We start from the raw sequence: 22,091 nt of genomic DNA on the forward strand, positions 1-22,091 counted from the left end.
CTGGCGGAGGCGCTGGAGATCGGACAGACGAAGACCGGCCGCGCCACCCAGGCCCTGCACACCTTCTACGAACTGGGGGACGGCTCCTACCTCGCCTTCTTCGAGGTCCCGGACGGTCCCTTCGACTTCAAGCCGCAGCACGACTTCGACCTGCACATGGCGCTGGAGGTCGATCCGGACACGCTGGAGCGGATGCTCGCCGCGGGCAGGGAGCGGGGCATCGAGACCCGCGGCGTCGCCGACCACGGCTTCATCCGCTCCATCTATTTCCGCGACCCCAACGGCTACGTCATCGAGCTGACGGCCAGGACCGGGGGAGAGGACGGCCGGATGGACCCGCGGACCAACGGCGCGCGGGCGCGTCTCGACCGCTGGCAGCGGGAGAAGGCCGGGGCGGAGCCGGCCCGGTAGGACCGGCCGCCCCTGCCCTTCACGTCACCAGCACCGTCGAGCCGGTGGTCGTCCGGCTCTCCAGCGCGCGGTGGGCGTCGGCGGCGTCCTTCAGCGCGAAGGTCTGGCGCAGCTCGACCTTCACCATGCCGGTGCGCACCGCCTCGAACAGCTCGGACGCGGACGCCTCCAGTTCGGCGCGGCTGGCGATGTAGTGGAACAATGTCGGCCGCGTCAGGTAGAGCGAGCCCTTGGACGCCAGCGTGTTCGGGTCGAGCGGCGCCACCGCGCCCGAGCTCTGGCCGAACAGGACCATCAGGCCGCGCGGGCGCAGGCAGTCCAGGCTGCCGGCGAAGGTCGCCTGACCGACCGAGTCGTAGACGACCGGCAGCCCCTTGCCCCCGGCGATCTCGCGTACCCGCTCGACGAAGTTCTCGCGCGTGTAGACGATCGGGTGCTCGCAGCCGTTCGCGCGCGCCAGTTCCGCCTTCTCGTCCGAGCCCACGGTGCCGATCACCGTCGCCCCCAGGCCGCGCGCCCACTGGCACAGGATCGTGCCGACGCCGCCGGCCGCCGCATGCACCAGGACCGTGTCGCCGGCCTGCACCCGGTAGGTGGAGCGCAGCAGCATCTGCGCCGTCATCCCCTGCAACATCAGCGCCGCCGCCCGGCGGTCGTCCAGCCAGTCCGGCAGCTTCACGAGCCGGTCGGCCGCCATGACCCGCTTTTCGGCGTAGGAGCCCATCGGCCCGCTCGCATACGCCACCCGGTCGCCCGGCTTCAGGTCCTCGACCCCCGGGCCGACCGCCTCGACGACGCCCGCCCCTTCCATCCCCGGCACCGCCGGGAACGAGGGGATCGGGTAGAGCCCGGTCCGGTGGTAGACGTCGATGTAGTTCAGCCCCACCGCGGTCTGGCGCAGCAGCGCCTGCCCCGGTCCCGGCTCGCCGACCTCGATCTCCTCCCAGGCCAGCACCTCCGGCCCGCCGGGCCGGTGAAAGCGGATCGCGTGCGCCATGACCCCGTTCCCCCTCTTCAGCGCTTCAGGTTGGCGGAAAGGAAGTCCGCCGTGCGGCGGTTCGCGAGTTCCGCCGCCTCGCCGTTCCAATGCGCCCCGCCCGGCCGCGCGAAGGCGTGGTCGACGCCGGGATAGACATGCGCGGTGATCGCCGCGACCTTACCTACCGCCTCCAGGATGCGCGCGCGCGCATCGGGCGGCACGTACTGGTCCTTTTCCGCGAGATGCATCAGCAACGGCCGGGTCACGGCGGCGGCCTCGTCCAGGTTCTTCTCGATCGCGACGCCGTAATAGGCGACGGAGCAGTCCGCGTCCGACCGCGTCGCCATCAGGTAGGCGAGCTTGCCGCCCAGGCAGTACCCGATCGTGCCGACCCGGCCGGAACAGCCCTCGATCCCGCGCAGATGGTCCAGGGTCGCGATCAGGTCCTCGACCCCCTTCGTCTCGTTGAAGCCCTTGTACAGCTCGAAGGCGCGCGCCCATTCCGCGTCGGTCTTGTCGGTGATCCGGATGCCGGGCTCCTGGCGCCAGAACAGGTCCGGGCACAGCGCGACGTAGCCCTGCTCCGCAAGCCCGTCGCAGAGCTCGCGCATCACGTGGTTGACGCCGAAGATCTCCTGGATCACGACGAGTCCGGGATGCGGGCCCGCGCCCGCGGGCCTGGCCAGATAGCCGGCGAAGCTGCCGCCGTCGGAAGCGGCGATCGTGACGTCCGTCATGGCGCGCCTTTCGTTCGTTCTCGGGATCGGAGACGGAACGATAGCCGCACCCTTCCCGGCTGTCACGATGCCGCGATCGGCAGTTCGGATCTTTCGTGTCCCAGCAGCCAGTGCTTCGTTACCAGGCCGCCCTGCCCGGAATAGCCGCCTTCCCTACCGCCGGCGGCGAGGACCCTGTGGCAGGGGATCACGATCGGGATCGGGTTGGCCCCGCAGGCCCCGCCGACGGCACGTGCCGCCGAGCCCAGCTCGCGCGCGATCTCCCCGTAGGAACGCGTGCGCCCATAGGGGATCGCGCTCATCGCCTCCCAGACGCGCAGCCGGAACGGGGTGCCGGCAGGCCGCAGCGGCAGGTCGAAATCGGTGCGCCGGCCGGCGAAATACGCCTCGATCTGGCGCGCCGCCTCCTCGAGCACGGGGTCCCGGCCTTCCGGCGCCACCGGTCCCCAGCCGAGCGACGTCAGCGCGCCGTTCGAGGCGGTCAGCGTCAGCGGGCCGAACGGGCTATCGATCGTGATCCTGGCCATGGGTCAGCGTCCCTCCACAGGTTCGCCCAGAAGCCGGCGGAGCGCGTCCGGTTCCGTCACCGGCGGCGAGCAGGTCTGCGCCCGACAGACATAGCCGGCCGGCCGGCCCTGCACCAGCCCCTTGCCCCGGGCCGGATGGGCCTCGGGCAACCCGGTCCCCGGGGCGACGACGCTCAGCACGCGGTCGGGCGACGGGCTGGCGCGGACCGCATCCAGAAGCGCCTCGGTCTCCGGCGCGCCGCGCTCGCCCACGATCACGACCTGGCATCCGCCGGACAGCAGCTCGACCGCGTTCAGCAGCGTCGCCAGCGGGAAGAAGTTGCGGGTCAGCTCGCCCGAGAAGGCCTCGGCCACCGCCTCGGCCCGCTCGCGCCACGCGTCCTCGCCGGTCAGCAGGTACAGCCGGGCGAGCACGCCGGCGATCGTCCCGTTGCCGGACGGCACCGCGTTGTCGGCCGCCGACTTCGCGCGCACGGGCAGCCGTTCGCCGTCGTCGGCGGTGAAGAAGTAGCCGCCGCCCTCGGCATCCCGGTAATGGCGGTCGAGCACGCCGGTCCAGCCGCGGGCGTGCTCCAGGTAGCGGGGTTCGCCCGTCGCCTCGTGCAGCGCCAGCGCGGCGCGCGCCATGTTGGCATGGTCGTCGAGGCTGGCGGGATGGCGGGGCGTGCCGCGCCGCCAGCTATGGACCAGCCGCCCGTCGCCGCCGTCCAGGTGCCCGACGACGAAGTCGAAGGCCCGGGCGGCGGCCGCGATCCAGTCCCGCTCGCCGAACGCGAAGCCGGCATCGGCGAGCGCCGCGATCATCAGCCCGTTCCAGTCGGCCAGGACCTTGTCGTCCCAGCCCGGCCGCATGCGCCGCTCGCGCGCCCGCCACAGCACCGCGCGCAGCCCGGCGAGCCTCGCCTCCTCCGGTGCCGGCAGCTCGGGCCGCCCGGTCCGGTTCAAGATGCTGACGCCTTCCCAGTTGCCGCCGGGGCGGACGTCGTAGACCTCCTTGAAGAAGCCCGCGTCGGGGCCGAGCAGGGCGTCGATCTCGTCCTCGGACCAGACGTAGAACCGGCCCTCGACACCCTCGCTGTCGGCGTCCAGCGTGCTGGCGAACGCCCCGCAGGGCGCGCCGTCCGCGTCCTCGGCGATCATCTCGCGCAAGACCCAGCCGACCGTCTCGCGGACCCGTTCGGCATAGAGCGGCTCGCCGGTGCCCCTCCAGACCAGCGTCAGCAGGTCCACGAGCTGCGCGTTGTCGTAGAGCATCTTCTCGAAATGCGGCACCAGCCAGCGCTCGTCCGTGGAGTAGCGCGCGAAGCCGCCGCCGAGATGGTCGTAGATGCCGCCCCGGCACATCGCGGTCAGCGTCGTCTCGACCGCCGTGCGGTAGGTCGCGTCGCCGCTGCGCAGCCAGGCCCGCCACAGCAGCTCGAAGATGCCGGGCTGCGGGAACTTCGGCGCCCCGCCGATGCCGCCATGGACCGGGTCGACCTCGCGTGCGAGGCGTTCGGCCACCTGGTCGAGCACGGCCGGCTCGATCGGCCCCGCGGGCCGGCTGGCCGACAGCCGGGCGAGCCCCTCGCGCAGGGCGGCGACGTTGCCGGCGACCTTGTCGCGCTCGCGCCCATAGGTCGACGCCACGCCGCGCAGCACGTCGGGAAAGCCCGGGCGGCCCCAGCGGGCGGCCGGCGGGAAATACGTGCCGCCCCAGAACGGCTCGCCGTCGGGCGTCAGGAACATCGTCAGCGGCCAGCCGCCCTGCTGGCCGAGCAGCGCCAGCGCCTGCTGGTAGACCTGGTCGAGGTCCGGCCTTTCCTCCCGGTCGACCTTGACGTTGACGAACAGCGCGTTCATCAGCGCGGCCGTCTCCTCGTCCTCGAAGCTCTCATGCGCCATCACGTGGCACCAGTGGCAGGCGGCATAGCCGACGGACAGCAGGATCGGCTTGTCCTCGGCGCGCGCCCGCTCGAACGCCGCCCCGCCCCAGGGCATCCAGTGGACGGGGTTGTCGCGGTGCTGCAGCAGATAGGGGCTCGTCTCCCCCGCAAGCAGGTTCCGGCCCGGTCCGTTCGCGGTCATGTCGCCTCCCTCCGATGGTGCGGGCGCCGGGAATGTCTGGCGTGCGCGGGGCCGGACCCTGGGAGTGGTGCGCGTTGCGCATGCGCACCCCATCTGTAGAATGTGCCCGCCTCGCCCGCGGGCTCAATCCCGAATTCCAACCCGTCTTCCGAGGGAGCTCCACGCATGAAAGTCACCATCGACATCGACTGCACTCCCGACGAGGCCCGGCAGTTCCTCGGCTTGCCCGACGTCAAGCCGATGCAGGACGCCTTGATGCAACAGATGCAGGACCGTCTCGCTGCCAACCTGCAGGCGATGGACCCGGAAACCATGATGAAGACCTGGCTCCCCGCCGGCATCCAGGGACTGGAGCAGGTGCAGAAGATGTTCTGGTCGCAGATGGAGGCGGCGCTGGGCAAGAAGGAAGGGCACCGCAAGTGAGCGAACGCAGAACCGACGATCCCCGTCCCTACTTCCAGGCGCATGTCTTCTGCTGCACCAACCGGCGGCCGGACGGGCACCGCCGCGGCTCCTGCGCCGCGCGCGGCTCGGAGAAGCTGCGCGACTACATGAAGGCGCGGGCGAAGGAGCTCGGCCTCGCGCAGACGCGCGTCAACGGCGCCGGCTGCCTGGACCGCTGCGAGCTGGGACCGGTCGTCGTGATCTATCCCGAGGGGGTCTGGTACACCTACCAGACCCGCGAGGACGTCGACGAGATCCTGCAGGCCCATCTCGTCGAAGGCCGGCGGGTCGAGCGGCTGATGCTGCTGCCCGGCCAGACGGAGCCGCGGGACCTCGCCTCCGCGCAATGAGCGCCGATACCGTCTTCGCGCTCGCCAGCGCACCCGGCCGCGGCGGCGTCGCCGTCCTGCGCGTCTCCGGCCCGCGCGCCGGCGCCGCGCTGGAGGCGCTGTGCCGCCGCCCCCTGCCCCGGCCGCGCGAGGCGGTGCTCGCAGGCCTCGTCGACCCCGGTACCGGGGAGGCGATCGACAGGGGCCTGGTCCTGTGGTTCCCCGCGCCGCGGAGCTTCACCGGGGAGGACGTCGCCGAGCTGCACGTCCATGGTGGGCGTGCCGTCGTCTCGGCGTTGGTCGAGGCCCTGTCCGCCCTGCCCGGCCTGCGCCTCGCCGAGCCGGGCGAGTTCACGCGGCGCGCGTTCGAGAACGGCAAGCTCGACCTGACCGAGGCCGAAGCCGTCGCCGACATCGTCGCGGCCGAGACCGCGGCCCAGCGGCGCCAGGCGCTGCGCCAGCTCGACGGCGCGCTCGGCCGGCTCTACGAGCGATGGCGCGACCGGCTGACCCGGGCGCTCGCCCATCTCGAAGCGGACATCGACTTCCCCGACGAGGACCTGCCCGGCGGCGTCGCCATGGCCGTGCGCCCGGTGCTGGCCGGCCTGGCCGCCGAGATCGCGGGCCATCTCGACGACGGGCACCGGGGCGAGCGGCTGCGCGACGGCGTCGCGGTCGCGATCCTCGGCGCGCCGAACGCCGGCAAGTCGAGCCTGCTCAACGCGCTCGCCCGGCGCGACGTCGCGATCGTGTCCGAGCGGGCGGGCACGACCCGCGACGTGGTCGAGGTCCATCTCGACCTGGGCGGCTGGCCGGTGACGCTGGCCGATACCGCCGGCCTGCGCGACGCGACCGACGAGATCGAGGGCGAGGGCATCCGCCGTGCGCTCGACCGGGCGGAGAAGGCCGACCTGCGCCTGGCGGTGTTCGATGCCACCGCGCTGCCGGCGCTCGACCCACGGACCCTCGCCCTGCTCGGCCCCTCGACGATCGCGGTCGTCAACAAGGCCGACCGGGCGCCGGGCCTGGATGCCGGCGCCGCGGTTCCCGGGGCCCTCGCCGTCTCGGCGGCGACCGGCGCCGGGCTGCCGGCCCTGCTGGAGCGGCTGACCGGGATGGTCGCGGACGGCCTGGATGCGGCCGGCCCGCCGGCCCTGACCCGCGCGCGCCACCGCGCGGCGCTGGAGGACTGCCGCGCCGCTCTGTCGCGCGCGCTGGACGCCCCGCTGCCGGAACTGGCGGCCGAGGATGTCCGCCTGGCGTCCCGCGCTCTCGGCCGCATCACCGGCCGGGTCGACGTCGAGGACCTGCTGGATGTCATCTTCCGGGACTTCTGCATCGGCAAGTGACGCGGGCCGGTGTTTCACGTGAAACGTCGCGTCCCGGCCCGCGCCGTCTCCGGCCTTGACGCGGAGCCGGGCATCGGCCAGCATCGGCTCCGTCCAGGGGAGCCCCGATAGGGGGCTGAGAGTCCGCCGGCCTACGGGCGACGCGGAGACCCTTCGAACCTGATCCGGATCGTACCGGCGTAGGGAGGGACGAAGGCGTCGCGTAGCGTTCCCCTGCCGGGGCTCGTGCGGCCGCCCCTTCTCCTCGCGGCCGCCCGGATTTCCGCTGCAGGAGATCCATGATGCCCGATACCCGCACCACCTCCCCCGAGGTCTCCGTCTCTACGGGGACGTTCCCGAACTCGCGCAAGGTCCACGTGCCCGGCCGCCTCCATCCCGACGTACGGGTCGCGATGCGCGAGGTCGACCTGTCGCCGGGCGCCGGCGAGCCGCCGGTCCGGCTCTACGATTCCTCCGGCCCCTATACCGACCCGGCCGCCACGATCGACGTGACCGCCGGGCTGCCGCCCTTGCGCGAGGCGTGGATCCAGGGACGTGGCGACGTCGAGAGCTACGAGGGCCGGGCGGTGCAGCCCGGCGACAATGGCCGCCGCGCGGCAGAGGCCGGGTGCCTCGCGCGGTTCGCGACCGGCCGCTCGCCGTTGCGTGCGGCCGGCGGCGGGGCCGCGACCCAGCTCGCCTACGCGCGCGCCGGCATCGTGACCGCCGAGATGGAGTATGCCGCGATCCGGGAGAACCTCGGCCGCGAGGCGGCGGCCGAGTGCCCGCGCGACGGCGATCCGCTGGGTGCGGCCCTGCCCGGCTTGGTGACGTCGGAATTCGTGCGCGACGAGATCGCCCGCGGGCGCGCCATCCTACCCGCCAACGTCAATCACCCCGAATGCGAGCCGATGGTGATCGGGCGGAACTTCCTGGTGAAGGTGAACGCCAATATCGGCAACTCCGCCGTCGCCTCCTCCGTCGCGGAGGAGGTCGAGAAGATGGTGTGGGCGATCCGCTGGGGCGCGGACACGGTGATGGACCTGTCGACCGGGACCGACATCCACGACACGCGGGAATGGATCCTGCGCAACGCCCCGGTGCCGATCGGTACCGTGCCGCTCTACCAAGCGCTGGAGAAGGTCGGCGGTCGGCCCGAGGACCTATCCTGGGAGGTGTTCCGCGACACGCTGATCGAGCAGGCGGAGCAGGGCGTGGACTATTTCACGATCCATGCCGGGCTGCGCCGTGCCCATGTCCCGCTGACCGCGGGCCGCGTCACCGGCATCGTTTCGCGCGGCGGTTCGATCATGGCGAAGTGGTGCCTGGCCCATGGACGGGAGAGCTTCCTCTACGAGCGGTTCGAGGAGATCTGCGGGATCCTGCGGGCCTACGACGTCAGCATCTCGCTGGGCGACGGCCTGCGGCCGGGCTCGATCGCGGACGCCAACGACGCCGCCCAGTTCGCCGAGCTGGACACGCTGGGCGAGCTGACGCAGGTCGCCTGGCGCCACAACGTCCAGGTGATGGTCGAAGGACCCGGCCATGTTCCGATGCACAAGATCCGGGAGAACATGGACCGTCAGTTCGCTGTTTGCCGCGAGGCCCCCTTCTATACGCTCGGCCCGCTGACCACCGACGTGGCGCCGGGCTACGACCACATCACCAGCGGCATCGGTGCCGCGATGATCGGCTGGTTCGGCACGGCGATGCTATGCTACGTGACGCCGAAGGAGCATCTCGGCCTGCCCGACCGCGACGACGTCAAGACCGGCGTCATCACCTACAAGATAGCCGCCCATGCCGCCGACCTGGCGAAGGGCCACCCGGCCGCGCGCGAGCGGGACGATGCCTTGTCGCGGGCGCGGTTCTCCTTCCGCTGGAACGACCAGTTCAACCTGGCGCTCGATCCCGACACCGCGCGCCGCTTCCATGACGAGACGCTGCCCGCGGAGGGAGCGAAGCACGCCCGCTTCTGCTCCATGTGCGGGCCGAAGTTCTGCTCCATGAAGATCACGCAGGAAGTGCGGGAGCAGGCGGCCGGGATGTCCGGCTGAACGCGGGCGTTTCACGTGAAACACTCCCGGTGACCAAGCCCCGGCCGGAACCCCGTTCGGCCGGGGCGCTGGCCGCCGGCCGGCTGTGACATCCTCACGCGGCGCCGGTGCGCCGCGCCGGACGCTTTGACGCCGGGCGCCCGACACCATACATTGGCGCCCATCATGTGGAGATACGACGTAATCGTGGTCGGCGGCGGCCATGCGGGATGCGAGGCCGCCGCCGCGGCGGCGCGCATGGGCGCCGAGACGTTGCTGATGACCCATCGGGCCGATACGATCGGCGAGATGTCGTGCAATCCCGCGATCGGGGGGCTCGGCAAGGGCCATCTCGTGCGGGAGATCGACGCGCTCGACGGGGTGATGGGCCGGGTGATCGACCGTGCCGGCATCCAGTTCCGCATGCTGAACCGGAGCAAGGGCCCCGCCGTCCGTGGCCCGCGCGCCCAGGCCGACCGCCGCCTCTACCGCGAGGCGATGCAGGACGTGCTGCGGGCGCAGGACAACCTGACCATCGCGTCGGAGGCCTGCGAGGACCTGGTCCTCGGCACCGACGGCAGCATCGCCGGTGCCGTCGGCGCGTCCGGCGCCGTCTGGCGGGCGGGTGCTGTCGTCATCACCACCGGCACGTTCCTGCGCGGCATGATCCATATCGGCGAGGAGCGGATACCGGCTGGCCGGGTCGGCGAGGCGCCGTCGCTCGGCCTCGCCGCGACGCTCGCACGCTGCGGCTTCGCGCTCGGCCGGCTCAAGACCGGGACGCCGCCGCGCCTCGACGGCCGCACGATCGACTGGTCCGGGCTCGAGGTGCAGCCCGGCGACGACCCGCCCCCACCCTTCTCCTACCTGACCGACCGCATCACCACGCCCCAGGTCCCCTGCCACGTGACCTGGACGACGCCGGAGGCGCACGCCCTGATTCGGGCCAACCTCCACCGCGCGCCGATGTACAGCGGCCAGATCGAAAGCGTCGGCCCGCGCTATTGCCCGTCGGTAGAGGACAAGGTCGTCCGCTTCGCCGACAAGGAGCGCCATCAGATCTTCCTCGAGCCCGAGGGGCTGGACGACCCGACCGTCTACCCGAACGGCATCTCGACCTCGCTGCCGCGCGACGTGCAGCTCGCCGTGCTGAAGACGATCCCGGGACTTGAGCGCGCCGAGATGGTCCGGCCCGGCTACGCGATCGAGTACGACTACGTCGACCCGCGCGAGCTGAAGCCGACGCTGGAGACGCGCCGCCTGCCCGGCCTGTTCCTCGCCGGCCAGATCAACGGCACCACCGGCTACGAGGAGGCCGCCGCGCAGGGCCTGATGGCGGGCATCAACGCAGCACTCCTCGCCGGCGGGCGGCCGGACGGGGACTTCGTGCTCGACCGGGCCGATGCCTATATCGGCGTGCTGATCGACGACCTGATCACCCGCGGTACGACCGAGCCCTACCGCATGTTCACCTCGCGCGCGGAGTATCGTCTGCTGCTGCGGGCCGACAATGCCGACCAGCGGCTGACGGCCAAGGGCATCGCGGTCGGCTGCGTCGGCACGCCCCGCGCCGACGCCTTCGAGGCGAAGATGGCCGCCCTCGATGCCGCGCGCACGCTCGCCTCGTCCCTGCGCGCGACGCCGAACGAGCTGGCGCAGCGTGGCCTCGCCGTCAACCATGACGGCGTGCGCCGCAGCGCCGCCGACCTGCTGCGCCATCCCGACCTCGACCTCGCCCGCCTGGCCGCGATCTGGCCGGAACTGGCGGCGCTGCCGCCGGCGGTCGCCGAACAGCTTGAGATCGACGGCCGGTATGCCGGCTATCTCGAGCGGCAGGACGCCGACATCCGGGCGTTCCGGCGCGACGAGGCGCTGGCGCTGCCCGACGACCTGGACGTGGAGGCCATCGGCAGCCTGTCGGCGGAGATCCGCCAGAAGCTCGGCCGCGCCAAGCCGGCGACGCTGGGCGCCGCCGCCCGCATCCCCGGCATGACACCGGCGGCGCTGGTCGCCCTGCTGCGTCACGTGAAGCGCCGCGATGACCGTCTCAGCGCGTGACCCCGGCCTGGCCCGGGTCGCGGAGGCGGTACCTGGTGTTTCACGTGAAACACTGGATCGCCTCGCGGCCTATCTCGCGCTGCTGGAGCGCTGGCAGCCTCGCATCAACCTGGTGAGCCGCACGACGCTCGCCGAGGCGGGCACCCGGCATTTTCTCGATTCGGCCCAGCTCCGCCCCCTGCTGCCCGAGGGTGCCCGGGTGCTGGTGGATCTCGGCAGCGGCGCCGGCTTTCCCGGGCTCGTCCTCGCCATGCTCGGCCTGCCCGACGTCCACCTGATCGAGAGCGACGGGCGCAAATGCGCCTTCCTGCGCGAGGCCGCGCGCGTCACCGGCACGCCGGTCACGGTGCACAACCGCCGGATCGAGGCGGTGCCAGCTTTCGCGGCCGACGTCGTGACCTCGCGCGCGCTGGCGCCGCTGGACGATCTGCTGGCCCTGTCCGAACCCTTTCTCGGCGCTGCCGGCACCGCCCTGTTCCTGAAGGGCCGGCAGGCCGAAGACGAATTGACCCTGGCAAGACGACACTGGAGAATGCAGGCCGAGATGATCGACAGCATCACCGAGCCCGAGGGCAGGGTCCTGCGCATCCGCGAGGTCGCCCGTGCCTGACACGATCGCCGCCCCGCCCCCCGCCCCCCGTGCCGCCCATGAGGCCAAGATGTCCCGTGCCCGCGCCCGCGTCATCTCCATCGCCAACCAGAAAGGCGGCGTCGGCAAGACCACGACCACCATCAACCTCGCGACCGCGCTGGCCGCGACCGGCAAGCGGGTCCTGATCATCGACATGGACCCGCAGGGCAACGCCTCGACCGGGCTCGGCATCGACCGTCACCAGCGCGAGCTCGGCACCTACGACGTGCTGTTCGCGGAAACGACGGTCGAGGAGGCGGCGGTCGCGACCCATGTCCCGAACCTGTCGGTCGTGACCGCAACGGTCGACCTGTCCGGCGCCGAGATCGAGCTGGTCAACGCCGAGCGGCGCGAATACCGCCTGCGCATCGCGCTCGCCAACAGCGCGCTGAACTTCGACTACGTGCTGGTCGACTGCCCGCCGGCGCTCGGCCTGCTGACGCTGAACGCGCTCGTCGCCTCCGACGCGGTGATGGTGCCGCTGCAATGCGAGTTCTACGCGCTGGAAGGCCTCAGCCACCTGATCCGGACGATCGAGCGCGTGAAACGCGCCTTCAACCCCGGGCTCGACATCCACGGCGTCGTGCTGACCATGTACGACAAGCGCAACAACCTCTCGGACATGGTCGCGGCCGATGTCCGCGGCTTCTTCGGCGACAAGGTCTACGACACCGTGATCCCGCGCAACGTCAAGGTCTCCGAGGCGCCGTCGCACGGCAAGCCGGTGCTGATCTACGACCTGCGCTGCCCCGGCTCGCAGGCCTATATCCACCTCGCCAGCGAGGTCCTGAAGCGTGAGAAGAAGAGGCTGACCGCCTGATGGAAGAGAGCAAGCGCCGCAGCAGCCTCGGCCGGGGCCTCAACGCCCTGTTCGGCGAGTCGATCGAGGAGACCCCGGCACCGGAGACCCCGCGGAACCCGCGGACGATCCCGATCGAGTTCGTGCATCCCGGCAAGTTCCAGCCGAGGAAGCGCTTCGACCAGGAGGCGATCCAGGCGCTGGTCGAGTCGGTGCGCGAGCGCGGCATCCTCCAGCCGCTGCTGGTCCGCCGGCATCCCGACGCGCCCAGCGACTACGAGATCATCGCCGGCGAGCGCCGCTGGCGCGCCGCCCAACTCGCCGGCCTGCACGAGGTGCCCGTCGTCGTGCGCGAGCTGAGCGACCGCGAGGCGCTCGAGATCGCCCTGATCGAGAACATCCAGCGCCAGGACCTGACCGCGCTGGAGGAGGCGGAGGGATACCGCCGCCTGATGGAGGAGTTCGGCTATACCCAGGAGAATCTGGGCCAGTCCGTCGGCAAGAGCCGCAGCCACGTCGCCAACATGCTGCGCCTGCTGGCGCTGCCCGAGCCGATCAAGGCCCTGGTTACGGAAGGCCAGCTCAGCGCCGGCCACGCTCGCGCGCTGCTGGGCGTTCCCGACTCGGTTTCGCTGGCGCGCGCGGTCGTGGACAAGGGCCTGAACGTCCGCCAGACCGAGAAGCTGGCCCGCGACGTCCAGTCCGGCCGGCCGCCGCGGGCGGCTTCGTCGGCCTCGGTGCCGGCGAAGGACCCCGACACGGTCGCGCTGGAGCAGGAGATGACGAACCGCCTCGGCCTCAAGGTCCGCATCGAGCCGCGAGGGCAGGGCGGCACGCTGGCGATCGAGTATGGCGACCTCGACCAGCTCGACGAGGTGCTGCGGCGCCTGAGCGAGCCCGTGGACACGGTCTGAAGGAACGGCGGCCGTTCTCCGTACCGCGTGCAGGGGCCCGTGGCGCGGCGGACGCTCACACTCCCCAGGCCGCGCGCACGCGCGCCCTGATTCCGCCCAGGCGCTCGACGGGCTCGTTGGCGAAGACGAAGCGCAGATAGCGCCCGGCGCGGTCCGGAGAGCCCCAGCCGGTCATCGGCGTCGCGGCGATGCGGCCCTTGTCGAAAAGCAGCCCGGATGCCTCCGCCGGCCTCATGCCGAGCTCTACCGTATCGATCAGCAGGGACCAGCCGCCATCGGGGCGGACGACGGGAAGATCGGACATCTCCCCCAGGATCAGGTCGCGGCGCGCCTTCCACTCGGCCGTCGCCGCGGCGATGCCGTCGTCCGGCGCGGTCAGGGCGGCCACCGCCCCGGGCATCGCGATGCCGACCTGGCACACGACGTTGGTCAGGCCGACGAGCCCGATGGCGTCGATGATGTCCTTCGGCCCGACGGTCCACCCGACGCGCCAGCCGATCATGCGGTATTCCTTCGACACGCAGCCGATGGTGACGGTTCTTTCCGCCAGCCCGTCGAGGCCGGCCGGATGGATGACGGGTTCGCCGTTGAAGAGGATGCGCTCCATCGCCGCGTCGTGCAGCAGCCATGCGCCGGTCCTGCGCACCGTTTGCGCGATGGCGTCCCATTCCTCCCGGGTATGGACGATGCCGCTCGGCATGGACGGGCTCATCGTCAGCACGGCCTTGACCTTCCCGCCTGCCGCCTTCGCCAGCTCCTCCAGGTCGAGCCGCCAGCGGCCGTCGACCACGCGCAGGGGCACCAGCTTGGGCAGGCCGCCGGCGAGGCGGATTCGATTGAGGAGGCCCGCATAGGCGGGGTCGGTGATGATGACCTCGTCACCGGGCTCGAGCATGGCGAGCAGCGCGTTCAGGATGCCCGAGAGCCCGCCGGCCGAGATCACGCACTGGGTCCTCCAGTCGTAATCCACGCCGGTATCGGCCGACACCCGGGCGGTGGCGGCCTGGCGCAGCGCGTTGGTCCCGACGAAGGGCAGATAGCTGTTGGCGTCGTCGCGATCGATGGCGGCCCTGGTGGCCTCGAGTGCTTCCCTGGGTGGTCGGAGGTCGGTATCCAGGTTCTCGAGCCGCAGCAGCTCGCCGTCAGCGGCGGCGTCGGCCGCCTCGCCCATCCTGTCGACCCCTATGCCCGGGATGTCCTTGAGTCTCGATACGCCCACGCCCCGCCTCCCATAGCATGCAGTTCCTGCAATTGAATGCATGCGTATGGGCTGCGGTCAACCCGGTTGCCGCTCAGGGCCGGGAAAGGGCCGGCCGGAGCCGGAAGGGAGGAGAGCGTGCGGCCCCGAAGGCCGGCGGTAGCACCTACGGTCCCAGCCGGTAGCCGCCCGCCTCGGTCGTCAGGATCTCGGCCCGCGACGGATCGGGCTCGATCTTCTGCCGCAGGCGGTAGACATGGGTTTCCAGCGTGTGGGTGGTGACCCCGTCGTTATAGCCCCACACGTCGCCCAACAGCGCCTCGCGCGCGACGACCCGGCCGGCGGCGCGGTGGAGATGGGCGAGGATCGCCGCCTCCTTCTCGGTCAGGCGGATCTTCCGGCCCGTGCGCTCGTCCAGCAACAGCCGGGCGCCCGGCCGGAAGACGTAGGGACCGATCGCGATGCCGGCATGCTCGTCCCGCTCGAGCTGCGCGCGCAGGCGCGCCAGCAGGGCGCCGACCCGGAACGGCTTCGCGACGTAGTCGCTGGCGCCGTCTTCCGGGCTGCCGGCCGGGCCGCCTGCCGGGTCGTTGGTGGCGGTCAGCATCACGATCGGGCAGCGAACCCCCTCCTGCCGGAAGCGGCGGCACAGCTCGCGGCCGTCCATGTCCGGCAGGCCGACGTCCAGCAGGACCGCGTCGAACGGACCCCCGCCGAGCAGCGCCAGCGCTTCGGCCGCGCTGGCGGCCTGCGCGATCGACACCTGCCCCAGGAGGTGAAACTGCTCGGCCAGCGATTCGCGCAGCGCCGCGTCGTCGTCAACGAGGAGGATCTTCTTTTCGGGCCTCATCCCTTTTCCCAACCGCAGAGGGAGCAGTCCGTTCCGGCCGCGATCCTATCACGGGCCCGGCTGCGGATGCATCCCGCCGCGTGCGGGCCATGCCGCCACGTCCACATGGCCGATGACGGCCCGCAATTCGCCGCGCGAAATCGCCCGGCGCCGCCGGTCGCACCATCCCGCCACCTCGGAGGCGGACAGGCCGGCTCCGGCCGCCGCCTCGCCATGGAACCCCACCAGCGCGTCCAGCACGCCGGCCTCGGCCGGGCCGAGCCGCCAGTCGGCCTCCGCCGTCCGGACCTCGAACCCGGCCGCCGCCAGCAGCCGGGCGCAGAGTTCGGGCGCGGACGGGCCGAGTGCCGGACCGAAGCCCTTGTCCACGCCCTGATGCGCATCGAGCGCGCGCAGGACCGCGCCGTCCCCGGGATCCTCCGGCTGCCAGGCGACCCTTCCGTCGACCGAAAGCGCGAACAGCACCGGCAGGCCCGCCTGCGCGACGGCCGCGACGAGCCGGTCGAGCCACTGCGCCGACACGAGGTCGAGCAGGGCCGACGCCGTGACCCCGTCGAAGTCTCCGAGCGCCAGCGCCCCCAGCCCCGATGCGAGGTCGAGCCGCAGGGTCTCGTACGGCGCCGGCGCGGCCCTGCCCGCCATCTCTCCCGGGATCGCCGCCAGCATGGCCGGATCGCCGTCGACCAGGGTCCAGCGCTGGGCCGGACGCCCGAGGCGCGGCGCGAGGTGGCGCAGGTTGGCGCCGGTTCCGCAGCCGAGGTCGAGCAGGCGGGGCGCCGCCGGCAGCCGGGCGGCGAAGGCGCCTTCCGGGCCCGGGGCGCGGGCGCGGGCGTCGACCGGCTCGCGCAGGCGCAGCCAGCCGGGATCGAAGCTCGCCGCGGGCTCGCTCATGCCGCCTCCAGTTCCGTTTCGAAGCGCTCGACCTGGATCGGCCAGTCCGGCAGCGCGGCACCGGTCCGCAGCGCTCCCGCCCGCAACGCCGCCAGCCGCCCGCGATCGGCCAGCAGCGCCCGCAGCGCATCCGCCAGCGCGGCCGGGTCGCCCGGCGGCACCAGCGATCCCGCCTCGGCCGGCACGGTCGAGGGGATGGCTCCCGCGGTCGTGGCGACCACCGGCAGCCCGTGGGCCAGCGCCTCGGCGAACGCCATGCCGTAGCCCTCGTACCAGGAGGGCAGCACGAACAGGTCGGCCTCGCGGTAGTGCCGGCCGAGCGCTCCCGGCGGCTGCTCGCCGACCAAGTCGATCCGGGCTTCGAGGCCGGCGGCGGCGATCGCGGCCCGCAGCCCGGCCACCGTTTCCGGGTCGCGGGTCAGGCTCCCGACGCAGCGCAGCCGCCAGTCCGCCCGCCCGAGCCGCGACAGCGCCTCCACCAGCACCGCATGTCCCTTGCGCGCGGTCACGGTCGCGACACAGAGCAGGCGCAACGGCCCGTCCGGTGCCGGGGCTCCGGGGGCCGGCCGCGGGTCCGGAGCCGGCGTCCCGGGAATGACGGTGCCGATCCGTCCGGCCGGCACGCCGAGGTCGCGCAGCACGCCGGCGGTGTAAGGGCTGGTGCACAGGACGCGGTCCATGCGCGCCAGCAGGTCGAGCTCGACCCGGCGCAGCGCCGCCGCCTGCGCCTCCGGCAGGCCCGTCTCCAGGAACAGCGGATGATGGACCAGCCCGACCGTCCGCAGCCGCCGCAGCGCCTCGGCCGGCAGCGCCGCCAGGCCAGGCAGGGCGAGACCGTCGATGACGGCCCGGGCGCCGTCGGGCAGCCCGTCGAGCACGGCCTCGGCCCCGCGCATCGCCGGCCCGTCGACCAGGGGGTAGGGTCCCGGCAGCTCGTGCACCCGCACCGTCCGGCCCCGCGCCCGCAGCCCTTCGACGATCATGCGGTCGTAGACGTAGCCGCCGGTCACCTGGTCGATGCTGCCGGGCACGATCCAGTGCAGCGCGCCGGTCACGGCAGGGCGGCCTCGTAGCTTGCCCAGGCGACGTGCGACTCGTGCAGCGTCACCTTCATCGAGGCGAGGCCCCCGTCCCCGCTCCCGTCGCGGGTGGCGGCGGGGCCGAGCGCGCCTTCGGCGATGCGGGCGGCGATGCGGCGGAAGATCTCCGCGCACAGGAACTCGGTCGTGGTGTTGCGGCCGCGGAAGTCCGGCTCGTCGTCGAGGTTGCGGTAGTTCAGCGGCTCCAGCACCTGCCTGAGCACGGCGAGCGCCCGGCCGATGTCGACGACGATGCCGTCGGCGTCCAGCTTCGCGCGCCGGAACTCGACGTCGCACACGAAGGTCGCGCCGTGCAGGCGCTGGGCCGGACCGAAGACCTCGCCGACGAAGCTGTGGGCGATCATGATGTGGTCGCGCACGGTGACGGAATACATGGGTTCCCTTCTCCTTCGGGCGGTCAGTAGCGTACGAGATGGCACAGCGCGCCGGCCGGCGTGCCGGCCAGCCGCGCCATCGCGGCCGGCAGGTCGGCGAAGGGGCTCTCGCCCGTGACCAGCGCGTCGAGCCGCTCGCAGGCCAGCAGGTCGAGGGCCAGGGCCAGCCGGTCGGCGTGGCTGCGGCGCGCGCGCATGGACGGCGCCACCTCGCCGACCTGGCTCGACACCAGCCGCAGCCGGCCGGGATGGAACCACTGGCCGAGCGGTGCGGGCACGAGGCGGTCGCCGTACCAGCTCGCCTCGACCACGGTGGCCTCGAAGCCGGCGAGGCCGAGCGAGGTCGCGAGCCCGGCGGGATCGCCGCTGGCATGGATCACCAGGTCGCGTCCCCCGCCGGCATCCTCCGGGCCGGCGAAGCCGACGCCCAGCGCCGCCGCCACCGCCGCGCGTCCCGGATCGGTGTCGACCAGCACCACATCGGTCCCGGGAATGCGCGCCGCCAGCCACGCCGCGAGGCAGCCGACCACCCCCGCCCCGACCACCGCGATCCGCGCACCCACCGCCGGCAGCGCGTCCCACAGCAGGTTCACCGCGGTCTCGGCATTGGCGGCCAGCACCGCGCGCCCGGTCGGCACGGCATCGGGAACGGGCAGCACGGCCGCGGCCGGGACGACGAACCGGTCCTGGTGCGGATGCAGGCAGAACACGCGCCGGCCTTCCAGCGCCGGCGGCCCGCGCTCCACGATCCCCACGGCGGCGTAGCCGTACTTGACCGGGCCGGGGAAGTCGCCGTCCTGGAACGGGCAGCGCATCTGCGCGTGCAGCGCCGGCGGCACCCGGCCCCGGAACACCAGGCTCTCGGTGCCGCGGCTGATGCCGCTGGCGAGCGTGCGCACCAGCACCTCGTCCGGGCCGGGCGGGGCCAGCGGCGCGGTGCGCAGCTCCCCGCGTCCGGGCTCGACGACCCAGAACGCGGTCGCGGCCTGGGCGCTGCCCGTCACGGGCCCTCCCCCAGCACGCAGTCGAACAGCACGTCGGGGCCGAGAAGAAAGCGGCGCGTGCGCGGCCTGAGGCCGAGGTCGACCGTCGCCACCTCCGGCAGCATCAGCCCGGGCCGGCCCGAGCCGAGGATCAGCGGCGCCACCGTGACCTGCAGCCGGTCGAGCCGCCCGGCCTCCAGGAACCGCGAGACGGTGATGCCCCCGCCTTCCACGAAGATGAACCGCAGGCCCCGCTCGTCGAGCGCGGCGAGCACGGCGGCGAGGTCGAGGCCGCTCCCGGCGCGCGCCACGCCGACGACCTCGGCCGCGCCCAGGCGCTCGCCGGGCCGGCAGCGGTCGTGCGCGCACACCAGCAGCGTCGGCGGCGCGCCCGGGTCTCCGGCGAAGACCGCGTAGTCCGGGCCGAGCCGGCGCTCGGTGTCGAGCACGACCCGCACCGGGCTGTCGCCGAGGCAGCGCCGCACCGTCAGCAGCGGGTCGTCGTGGCGCACCGTTCCCGCGCCGACAAGGACCGCGTCGGACAGGGCCCGCATCCTGTGATTGTGAACGACGTCCTCGTCGCCCGTCACCCACTTCGAGGCGCCGCAGCTGGTGGCGATGCGCCCGTCCAGGCTCTGGCCGAGATGGGCGACGACGTAGTTGCGGCCGGCGGCGGCTGCGACGAGGGGCAGGTACAGCTCGCAGAGCGCCGCCGCGTCCGGGTCGGTGCAGTCCCAGCTCCCGTCGGCATGGACCCGTAGGGTCCTGTCGGCATCGACCCGTAGGGTCCTGTCGGCATCGACCCGTAGGGTCCTGTCGGCCAGAGGGACCCGTGGGGTCCCGTCGGCCGGCACCCCGGGCATGCCGCCGCGTGATGCGGCCCGCAGCGCGAGCACGGCTTGCCACGGCCCCTCTTCGAGCGGCCTGGAATTCGCTTGTTCGGATAGGCTCATCGTGTCCATTGCGATTTCCAGTGATCATGGCACGATTTACGCCGTTGACCAGCGTCGCGTCGGGTATTCCAAAGAAACGCTGGTCGAATCGGCGATCGGACCCAGATCCATGGCCATGACCGATGCCCCGATCAACGACGTGCCGACTCGAAACGCGCGATGGCGCGGCCGGTTGCTCGCGAGCGTGGCCGGGCATCTCCTGGCCGGCGCCGTGGCGGTCGTGCTGGCGGCCTGGCTCTTCCGGTACCTGGGCGGCCTGCCGGCGAGCGTCCCCGCCGCGGCGTTGGCCACCTACGCGCTGGTCGCGGCCGCCGGGCTCACCGGGCTCGGCGCCCACGCCCCGCTCGTCCGCTTCGGCCCGGCGAACCGCATCACCCTTGCGCGCGGCGTGCTGACCAGCTTGGTCGCGGGCGCGATCCCGGCCGCGGCCGGGATCGGCACGCCCATGGTGTGGGCGCTGTCCGGCGCGGCGCTGCTGGCGCTGATGCTGGACGGCGTCGACGGCTGGCTCGCCCGCCGGGCGGCGGTGTCGAGCGGCTACGGCGCCGCCTTCGACCACAACGTCGACACCGTCGCGATGGCGACCCTGGCCGTGCTGGTCTGGCGGCTCGGCGACGTCGGCGCGTGGGTTCTGCTCGTGGGGGTGCTCCGCCCGGCCTATGTGCTGGCGGGGCTCGCGGTGCCGGCTCTGGTGGCTCCCCTGCCGCCGAGCAACCGGAGGCGGGTGGTGTGCGCGGTCCAGACGGCCGCCCTCGTCGCCTGCCTGACCCCCGTGCTGTCCCCGCCGCTGAGCAGCATTGCGGCCGGAGGTTCACTTGCGCTTTTGATTTTCTCCTTTTCGGTTGATACGGTCTGGTCGTTGCGCAACCGGACTGCCCGGACCCACTGAGGGACGGTGAGGCAATTGGATTCGAACGAGAACGACCCGACGACCCCTTCCCTGCGTGCCGAGATCGAGGCGCGGCTCTCCCCGGCGATCGACCACGTGGCGCTGCGCGCGGTCGCGCGCGCCGTGGCCGAGCTGAGGCGCGGCGACCCCGTCGTGGTCGCCGCCTCCGGCGGCGCCGTCCTGCTGCGCACCGTGGAGGGCGTGACGGATGACGACCTCGCGCGGCTGAAGGCGCTGGCCGGCGCCGTGCCGAAGCTCGCCGTGACCGGCATGCGCGGCCAGGCCCTCGGCCTGGAGGTCGGGACCGGTGCGGCGGCCGTCCTCCTCTCCATGCGCGGCGGCCTGCCGGCCGAGCGGATGCGTGCCCTCGCCGGGCCGGATGTCCCTGCGGTCGCTTCCACTCCCCTCGCCGGCCTCGCGGTCGAGCCGGTGGACGGCGAGGACGGGATCGCTGCCGGCATCCTGCTGGCCAAGCTGGCGCGGCTGCTGCCGGCGGTGGCGGCGGTGGCGTTGCGCGATGGCGGCGACCCCGCCGGCTTCGCGGCCGCGAACGACCTCGTCCCGGTGCGCGCGGGCGACGTCCTCGACTACCATACCCATGCCGCCCGGACCCTGGCCCTGGTCGGCGAGGCCCGCGTGCCGCTGGAGGATGCCGAGGCGACGCGCGTGCTCGCCTTCCGGCCCGCCGACGGCGGGATCGAGCACCTGGCGATCGTCATCGGCGAGCCCGACCCGGCCGCTCCGGTGCTGGTGCGCATCCACTCCGAATGCTTCACCGGCGACCTGCTGGGCTCCCTGCGGTGCGACTGCGGCGACCAGCTCCGCGGCGCGATCGCGGAGATCGGGCGTCGGGGGGCCGGGATCGTGCTCTACCTCGCGCAGGAGGGGCGCGGCATCGGGCTCGTCAACAAGCTCCGCGCCTACCGGCTCCAGGACACGGGCTTCGACACCGTCGACGCGAACGAGCGTCTCGGTTTCGATGCGGACGAGCGCATCTACCTGCCCGCGGCCGAGATGCTGCGCCAGCTCGGATTCGGCGCGGTCCGGCTGATGACCAACAACCCCGACAAGCTGCGCCAGCTCGCGCGCTGCGGCATCCAGGTCGCCGAGCGCGTCCCCCATGTCTTCCCGGGCAACGGCCACAACGAGGCCTATCTGCGCACCAAGGCGGAACGCTCCGGCCACCTGTTCTGAGGGCGGCAGGATCGGCCGTCCCGGCAGCTTTTGCCGGGGTTCCGCAAGGCCCGGACGAGGCGGGGCGCCGCTTCGCGGGCTGGCACGGATGTTGCGATCCCCTCCCGAAGCCCGCCGGGAGGACCCGTCCATGTCGATCGCCCCGAACGCCGTCCCGAAACCCTCCTCGGCCGCCGCCATGGTCGCCGCCCCGCAGACGTCGAACCTGTACCGGGAACAGGCGATCCCCGAGTCGCCGCAGTCGAGCCTGTCCTTCTGGGACCTGCTGGACGTGATCAACCCCCTCCAGCACATCCCCGTCGTCGGCACGATCTACCGGGCGCTGACCGGCGACGAGATCTCGACCCCGGCGCGCGTGGCGGGCGGGACGCTGTACGGCGGCGTGGTCGGGTTCGCCGC

At 72.8% G+C, this 22,091-nt stretch carries 21 protein-coding genes, 2 pseudogenes and 1 riboswitch; of the genes and pseudogenes, 12 read left to right on the plus strand and 11 right to left on the minus strand.

All coding sequences use genetic code 11. The features are described from left to right. Window positions 1–411 (plus strand): annotated as a pseudogene (locus VGO20_RS18310) (VOC family protein); the annotation flags it as partial. A 19-nt stretch (window positions 412–430) separates the two neighbouring features. On the opposite strand, the gene VGO20_RS18315 reads toward VGO20_RS18310, so the two are convergent. From VGO20_RS18315 to VGO20_RS18330, 4 genes are all read right to left on the minus strand, one after another. Continuing rightward, window positions 431–1,408, minus strand: coding sequence for a quinone oxidoreductase family protein (locus tag VGO20_RS18315; protein ID WP_327503816.1), 978 nt, complete (start codon window positions 1,406–1,408; stop codon window positions 431–433). Between the two features lie 17 nt (window positions 1,409–1,425). Further along, the gene (locus VGO20_RS18320; protein WP_327503817.1) at window positions 1,426–2,127 is read right to left on the minus strand and encodes a dienelactone hydrolase family protein; all 702 of its coding nucleotides are present in this window, start codon (window positions 2,125–2,127) and stop codon (window positions 1,426–1,428) included. Between the two features lie 62 nt (window positions 2,128–2,189). After that, window positions 2,190–2,654, minus strand: coding sequence for a methylated-DNA--[protein]-cysteine S-methyltransferase (locus VGO20_RS18325; RefSeq protein WP_327503818.1), 465 nt, complete (start codon window positions 2,652–2,654; stop codon window positions 2,190–2,192). A 3-nt stretch (window positions 2,655–2,657) separates the two neighbouring features. Then, window positions 2,658–4,721 (minus strand): thioredoxin domain-containing protein, encoded by a 2,064-nt coding sequence (locus tag VGO20_RS18330; RefSeq protein ID WP_327503819.1) that lies wholly within the window; start codon window positions 4,719–4,721, stop codon window positions 2,658–2,660. A gap of 165 nt (window positions 4,722–4,886) precedes the next feature. On the opposite strand from VGO20_RS18330, the gene VGO20_RS18335 reads away from it, so the two are divergent. From VGO20_RS18335 to VGO20_RS18370, 8 genes are all read left to right on the plus strand, one after another. After that, complete coding sequence (locus VGO20_RS18335) at window positions 4,887–5,144, plus strand: DUF6489 family protein (RefSeq protein WP_327503820.1); 258 nt, start codon at window positions 4,887–4,889, stop codon at window positions 5,142–5,144. Further along, on the plus strand, window positions 5,141–5,515 hold the full coding sequence (locus VGO20_RS18340) for a (2Fe-2S) ferredoxin domain-containing protein (RefSeq protein WP_327503821.1): 375 nt from the start codon (window positions 5,141–5,143) through the stop codon (window positions 5,513–5,515). Before VGO20_RS18335 ends, VGO20_RS18340 begins: the two co-directional genes overlap by 4 nt. Next, complete coding sequence (gene mnmE / locus VGO20_RS18345; protein ID WP_327503822.1) at window positions 5,512–6,843, plus strand: tRNA uridine-5-carboxymethylaminomethyl(34) synthesis GTPase MnmE; 1,332 nt, start codon at window positions 5,512–5,514, stop codon at window positions 6,841–6,843. Before VGO20_RS18340 ends, mnmE begins: the two co-directional genes overlap by 4 nt. Window positions 6,844–6,928: 85 nt before the next feature. Beyond that, a riboswitch (TPP riboswitch) is annotated at window positions 6,929–7,047 on the plus strand. Between the two features lie 77 nt (window positions 7,048–7,124). Beyond that, window positions 7,125–8,879, plus strand: coding sequence for a phosphomethylpyrimidine synthase ThiC (gene thiC / locus VGO20_RS18350; RefSeq protein WP_327503833.1), 1,755 nt, complete (start codon window positions 7,125–7,127; stop codon window positions 8,877–8,879). Window positions 8,880–9,044: 165 nt separating this feature from the next. Next, window positions 9,045–10,916: a tRNA uridine-5-carboxymethylaminomethyl(34) synthesis enzyme MnmG gene (mnmG, locus tag VGO20_RS18355; protein ID WP_414639847.1), complete on the plus strand. Its 1,872-nt coding sequence runs from the start codon at window positions 9,045–9,047 to the stop codon at window positions 10,914–10,916. After that, on the plus strand, window positions 10,897–11,526 hold the full coding sequence (gene rsmG, locus VGO20_RS18360; protein WP_327503823.1) for a 16S rRNA (guanine(527)-N(7))-methyltransferase RsmG: 630 nt from the start codon (window positions 10,897–10,899) through the stop codon (window positions 11,524–11,526). The genes mnmG and rsmG overlap by 20 nt, the downstream gene beginning before the upstream one ends. 49 nt (window positions 11,527–11,575) lie before the next feature. Next, a complete protein-coding gene (locus tag VGO20_RS18365; RefSeq protein WP_327503835.1) occupies window positions 11,576–12,367 on the plus strand; it encodes a ParA family protein in 792 nt (263 codons plus the stop codon). Then, window positions 12,367–13,260, plus strand: a complete 894-nt coding sequence (locus VGO20_RS18370) for a ParB/RepB/Spo0J family partition protein (protein WP_327503824.1) — start codon at window positions 12,367–12,369, stop codon at window positions 13,258–13,260. The genes VGO20_RS18365 and VGO20_RS18370 overlap by 1 nt, the downstream gene beginning before the upstream one ends. A gap of 55 nt (window positions 13,261–13,315) precedes the next feature. On the opposite strand, the gene VGO20_RS18375 is transcribed toward VGO20_RS18370, so the two are convergent. The 7 genes from VGO20_RS18375 to VGO20_RS18405 all read right to left on the minus strand — a co-directional run bounded on the left by VGO20_RS18375 (window position 13,316) and on the right by VGO20_RS18405 (window position 19,609). Continuing rightward, the gene (locus tag VGO20_RS18375) at window positions 13,316–14,479 is read right to left on the minus strand and encodes a pyridoxal phosphate-dependent aminotransferase (RefSeq protein ID WP_327503825.1); all 1,164 of its coding nucleotides are present in this window, start codon (window positions 14,477–14,479) and stop codon (window positions 13,316–13,318) included. Between the two features lie 145 nt (window positions 14,480–14,624). Then, entirely contained in the window at window positions 14,625–15,308 is a 684-nt protein-coding gene (locus VGO20_RS18380; RefSeq protein WP_327503826.1) for a response regulator transcription factor, read from the minus strand. A gap of 48 nt (window positions 15,309–15,356) precedes the next feature. Next, window positions 15,357–16,199: a class I SAM-dependent methyltransferase gene (locus VGO20_RS18385; protein ID WP_327503827.1), complete on the minus strand. Its 843-nt coding sequence runs from the start codon at window positions 16,197–16,199 to the stop codon at window positions 15,357–15,359. After that, window positions 16,196–17,254 carry a glycosyltransferase family 4 protein gene (locus VGO20_RS18390; protein ID WP_327503828.1) on the minus strand — a complete coding sequence of 353 codons (1,059 nt, stop codon included), beginning with the start codon at window positions 17,252–17,254 and terminating at the stop codon, window positions 16,196–16,198. The genes VGO20_RS18385 and VGO20_RS18390 overlap by 4 nt, the downstream gene beginning before the upstream one ends. Next, on the minus strand, window positions 17,251–17,673 hold the full coding sequence (locus VGO20_RS18395; RefSeq protein ID WP_327503829.1) for a 6-pyruvoyl trahydropterin synthase family protein: 423 nt from the start codon (window positions 17,671–17,673) through the stop codon (window positions 17,251–17,253). Before VGO20_RS18395 ends, VGO20_RS18390 begins: the two co-directional genes overlap by 4 nt. A gap of 23 nt (window positions 17,674–17,696) precedes the next feature. Further along, complete coding sequence (locus VGO20_RS18400; protein ID WP_327503830.1) at window positions 17,697–18,677, minus strand: zinc-dependent alcohol dehydrogenase; 981 nt, start codon at window positions 18,675–18,677, stop codon at window positions 17,697–17,699. Next, complete coding sequence (locus tag VGO20_RS18405) at window positions 18,674–19,609, minus strand: RibD family protein (protein ID WP_327503831.1); 936 nt, start codon at window positions 19,607–19,609, stop codon at window positions 18,674–18,676. Before VGO20_RS18405 ends, VGO20_RS18400 begins: the two co-directional genes overlap by 4 nt. 109 nt (window positions 19,610–19,718) lie before the next feature. On the opposite strand from VGO20_RS18405, the gene VGO20_RS18410 reads away from it, so the two are divergent. The 3 genes and pseudogenes from VGO20_RS18410 to VGO20_RS18420 form a co-directional block, all read left to right on the plus strand. Next, window positions 19,719–20,498, plus strand: coding sequence for a CDP-alcohol phosphatidyltransferase family protein (locus VGO20_RS18410; protein ID WP_327503832.1), 780 nt, complete (start codon window positions 19,719–19,721; stop codon window positions 20,496–20,498). 15 nt (window positions 20,499–20,513) lie between these two features. Further along, complete coding sequence (gene ribA / locus VGO20_RS18415) at window positions 20,514–21,692, plus strand: GTP cyclohydrolase II (RefSeq protein ID WP_414639848.1); 1,179 nt, start codon at window positions 20,514–20,516, stop codon at window positions 21,690–21,692. 130 nt (window positions 21,693–21,822) lie between these two features. Next, window positions 21,823–22,091, plus strand: a pseudogene (locus tag VGO20_RS18420) (hypothetical protein); the annotation flags it as partial.

It is taken from the genome of Arenibaculum sp., from assembly GCF_035998295.1.
Classification (GTDB): Bacteria; Pseudomonadota; Alphaproteobacteria; order Azospirillales; family Azospirillaceae; genus DASYHS01.